This window comes from Streptomyces sp. NPDC002130 (genome assembly GCF_040296465.1).
Classification (GTDB): Bacteria; Actinomycetota; Actinomycetes; order Streptomycetales; family Streptomycetaceae; genus Streptomyces.
In genome coordinates this window covers 1-4,427 of the sequence record NZ_JBEOXI010000417.1, presented here as the reverse complement: position 1 = coordinate 4,427, position 4,427 = coordinate 1, and the positions used below count along the sequence as shown (strand labels likewise).

Annotated in this window: 3 protein-coding genes; all 3 read right to left on the bottom strand. The window is 75.2% G+C overall.

Translation table 11 applies throughout. From position 1 onward, the window contains the following. The coding region (locus ABT116_RS40000; RefSeq protein ID WP_502984020.1) for a PucR-like N-terminal domain-containing protein at positions 1-454 on the bottom strand (454 nt) is incomplete at its 3' end. A gap of 122 nt (positions 455-576) precedes the next feature. Further along, positions 577-1,530 carry an alpha/beta hydrolase gene (locus ABT116_RS39995; RefSeq protein WP_351644870.1) on the bottom strand — a complete coding sequence of 318 codons (954 nt, stop codon included), beginning with the start codon at positions 1,528-1,530 and terminating at the stop codon, positions 577-579. A 21-nt stretch (positions 1,531-1,551) separates the two neighbouring features. After that, positions 1,552-4,427: acyltransferase domain-containing protein (locus ABT116_RS39990; RefSeq protein ID WP_351644867.1), on the bottom strand; the 2,876-nt coding region annotated here is incomplete at its 5' end.

Below are 4,427 nucleotides of genomic sequence, written 5' to 3'. Positions count from 1 at the left end.
CGGGACGCCCCCGAGACGGACCCCCCGCCTCGGGCCCGCCCCGCGCGGCCACGACCGTGGAGTCCAGCCCGAGTTCCTCCGCTGTGCGGCCCATCTGCCGCCAGGCGCGCATACCGCCGATCCGCAGCGCGGACTGCAGCGCGTCCAGGCTGCGTCCCTCCAGGGCCTCGCCCCGCCCGAGTTCGTAGTACGTCGCCGCGATCGCGCCCCCGTCGTCACGCGGGTCGGCGATGTGGTCGACGAACAGCGTCAGCGCCTGCACCACCCCGGACCGCAGGTTCTGGCCGTACGCGCCGTCGGCGGGCCGGGCGTACTCGGGGACCTGGCGGCGGACCTCCTCCTCCACCTCGTCGGCGACGGCTGCCAGATTGGCCCGCAGCAGCTCCGCCAGCTCGGGCGGGACCTGCGGCGCGGTGGGGCGGTCCGGCACGCCGTGCGGGGTGGGCACAGCCATCACGGGCACTCCTTTCGACCGGAAGCGGCTCACCCGCGGGCTGGTGCCTGTGGGACGAGTGGGGAGTCCTGGGTTGGACGGACGACCCCTCCGCTCCGTTCCGTGCCCCGACGGCACCCCCGTCACTCGGGCACACCCAGCGCACGGGCGAGGACCGGCCACGAGGCGGTGAACTCCGGCTTCCAGTGCGCCCAGTCGTGCCCGCCGCCCCCGTGGAAGTGCGTGGTGGCCCGGATGCCCATGAGGGCCAGCGTGCGGGCGAAGCCCTGGGCCGAGGGCCACAGGGCGCTCTCCAGTATCCCGGGCAGCGGGTCGCCGCCGTTGCCGACTCCGCTGCCCTGCGACACGTACAGCGCCGTGCCGCGCAGACCGGTGGCGCGGGCACGCGGGTTGAAGTCCCGCCAGGTCAGGAGGTTCAGCAGCGGATTGCCCCACAGGGACGCGGCCGGCAGGTTCTCGCGAGCCACGATCGCGTCCATGAGGGCCGGAACACCGGGGGCCGTGGTGTCGAGGATGCCGCTGTAGGAGGCCGCCGCCGTGAACACCCCGGGATGGCGGGCCGCGTGGGCCATGGCGCCGTAGCCGCCGGTGGAGACCCCGGCGACCGCCCGCACGCCGGAGGCCCGGTAGTCCCGGGCGAGCAGCGCCGGCACCTCCTTCACCTGGAACGTCTCGTAATCCGGGCCGTCGCGCCAGACGCTCGGAATGCCGGTGGGGCCGGCGTCCGGCATCGCCACGATCAGGTCGCGGCCCGCGGTGAACGCCTCGATGTCCGTCTCGCGGGTCCAGGACGTGTAGTCGTCGTGGGCGCCGTGCAGCAGGTACAGCACCGGGTACCTCTTCTCCGGGCGCGTACCGAAATCGGACGGCAGGATCAGCCGCACCGGTGCGCTGCGGCCGAGCGCGGCGGAGGGCACGGACACGTCCAGCGTGCGGGGTCCCACCCGGGTGGCCGCGCGGGCCGGGGCAGTGCCGGCCACGGTGCCGAACAGCACGGCGAGACCGGCGGCGGCCGCCGCTTTGGCGACGGCGCGCCGGGACGTTCCGGCAGCGGGCTTCTGCGGCAGGTGGGGCATGACGGCTCCTCGGGTTCCATGTCAGGGGGACGGCTCGGCGAGCGTCCGGCTCAGATGGGCGGCGATCTCGTCGACGTGCGGCGGATCGAGCAGCGACAGGTGGTGACCGGACACCGGCACCACCTGAAGGCGCGGGCACACCTCGTCCCAGCCCAGCGCCGGGTCGTCCCGCTCGTACGCCGGGTCGCGCACGGTGTGCGGGGCGGGCTCGGTGGCCCGGTAGAGGAGCACGGGCCCGTCATGGGTGGCGGGGGTGTGCGACTCGCCGATGCCCATGTCCAGATAGGAGGCCCGTTGGTGCTCCAGCGCCGCCGGCGGCACGTCGGCGGCCTCACGCAGGGCCCGCAGCACGGTGTCGATCCGGGCGGCGTCGTCCTCGACGGCCACCAGTTCGTCGTACGGCAACTCCAGGCGCACGCCGTGGACGTCGGCGACGTGCCGGGCGAAGCCCTCGAAGTGCGCCCGGACCCGGTCGGACCGTGTCAGGCCCGGGCGGGGCAGGGGCCGTACGGAGTCGATGAGGACCACCAGCCGCACCTCCCGTCCTGCGGCGGTCAGTTGCCGCGCGGTCTCCTGGGCGACGAATCCGCCGAAGGACCAACCGCCCAGCAGCAAGGAGCCGTCGGGGTGGACGGTGTTGATCGCCTCGGCGTAGCGCCGCGCCTTCTCGGGCACCGTCCGGGCCTCCTCGATCCGCTCCAGCCCGTACACCGGCTGGTCGTCGCCGAGGCGTTCGGTGAGCGTCCGGTAGACGCCGACCGGGCCGCCGGCGGCATGGACGAGGAACAGCGGGGGCCGCGAGCCCGTGGCACGCAGCGGCCGCACCGGCGTGTCGCGGCGGGGGAGAGCACGCTCGATGCGGGTGGCCGCGTCCTCGACGGTGACGGCGGCGAAGAGGTCGCGCAGGGGCAGTTCGATGCCGAACTCGCGCTCCACCGCCGTGCGGACCCGGACGGCCATCAGCGAGTCCAGCCCGAGGTCGGTCCACGCGGTGGCCGGAGCGATACGGGCGGGGGAGTGGCCGGTGACGGTGGCGATGTGACGGGTCAGGCGGGCCAGGACCGAGGAGGGTTCGGTCACTGCGCCGGGAGGAGCCGCGGGCGGCTGCGGGGTGGGGTGCGCCACCCGGCCGTCCGTCCACCAGTGCCGTGTGTGCCGCCACCGGGGCAAGGGCAGGTCGATGACCCGTCCCGGCGGCACCGGAAGCCGTTGTCCCGCCGTGTACAGGGCGCCCAGCTGCCCGGCGAACGCCTCCGACCCGTCGGCGTCCCGGCGCAGGGTGGCCAGGGCGAGGGCGCCGGGCACGGTGTCGGCTACCGCCCCCGTCAGCACCGGGTGGGGGGAGATCTCGACGAAGGCGGTGTGGCCTTCGGCGGCGGCCGACGCAAGGGCCCGGTCCAGCCGTACGGGCCTGCGCAGGTTGGCCGCCCAGTGCGCGGCGTCGAAGAGGCAGTCTCCACGCGGGTCGTCGAGGACCGTGGAGTGGACCGGGACACGTGGCCGTCGCCCCCGGATGCCGGACAGCGCCTCCACCAGCTCCGGCAGCAGCCCCTCCACCTGCGGTGAGTGCCCGGCGCCGACGACCCGCATGGCCCTGGCGGCCCGGCCCTGCCCCTCCAGCCGGCGCACGAGCCGGGCCACCGCCGCCTCCTCACCCGTGACGACCTTCTGCCGGGGAGAGGAGTGCACGGCGACATGCACATCCGGGAAGTCCTGTTCAAAAGAGCCCAGTTCGGTGTCGTCCAGGTCCACCACGGCCATCGCGCCGCCTCGCAGTCCGCTCAGGAGCCGGGCCCGTACGGCGATGACACGCGCCCCGTCCGTCACGTCCAGCGCGCCCGCGCATACGGCGGCCGCCACCTCGCCCATGGAGTGGCCGATCACGGCGGCGGGCTCGACCCCGTGGGACCGCCACAGCTCGGCGAGCGCCAACTGCAGCCCGAACAGCACCGGTTGGGCGACCTCCAGACGGTCCAGACCCTCACCCGAGGACAGCCTGTCGTACAGGGACAGGCCGCACTCCGGCGCGAGCTGCGGGTCGAGTTTCTCGACGGCGGCGGCGAAGGCGGGTTCCTCGGCGAGCAGCCGGCGCCCCATGCCGGGCCACTGGCTGCCGTATCCGGAGAAGACCCACACCGTGCCCCGCCCGACGCGGTCGCGGTCACCGGTCGTCACCCGTGCGTCCGGGCGCCCGGCCGCCAACGCGTCCAGGGCGTCGGCCAGTTCGGCACCGTCGCTGGCGACCACCGCGGCGCGCACGGGACCTCGGCCGGTGCGCCCGGCCAGGGTCCGGGCCACGTCGGCGGGGCGTGCGGGGCTGTCGCGCAGGCGGCCCGCGAGCCGGCCCGCCGTGTCGCGGAGGCGCTCGGCGTCGAGGTCGGAGAGCAGGTGCAGACGGGCGGCCGGTTCGTCGGCCGGCGGCACCCCGGACGCCGCCTCCTCCAGCACCACATGGGCGTTGGTGCCGCCGAAGCCGAACCCGGAGACCCCCGCGAGGGCGGTGCCGCCGTAACGGGGCCAGGGCTCCGGCTCGGTCACCACCCGCAGCCGGGGATCGGTGAGGGAAGCACCCTGCTCGCAGTGCAGGGACGGCGGGATGCTGTCGTGGTGCAGGGCCAGCACGGTCTTCACCAGGCCCGCGACGCCCGCCGCGGACTCCAGGTGGCCGAGGTTGCCCTTGGCGGACCCCAGCAGCAGCGGCTGGTCGGGGTCGCGCCCCGCGCCGAGGACCGCGCCGAGCGCCCCCGCCTCGATCGGGTCGCCCAGCGGGGTGCCGGTGCCGTGTGCCTCCACGTAGTCGACGTGCTCCGCGGCGAGTCCGGCCTGTGCGTACGCCCGCTCCAGCAACGCCTGCTGGGCGGCCGGATTGGGCGCCATGAGGCCGTTCGAGCGGCCGT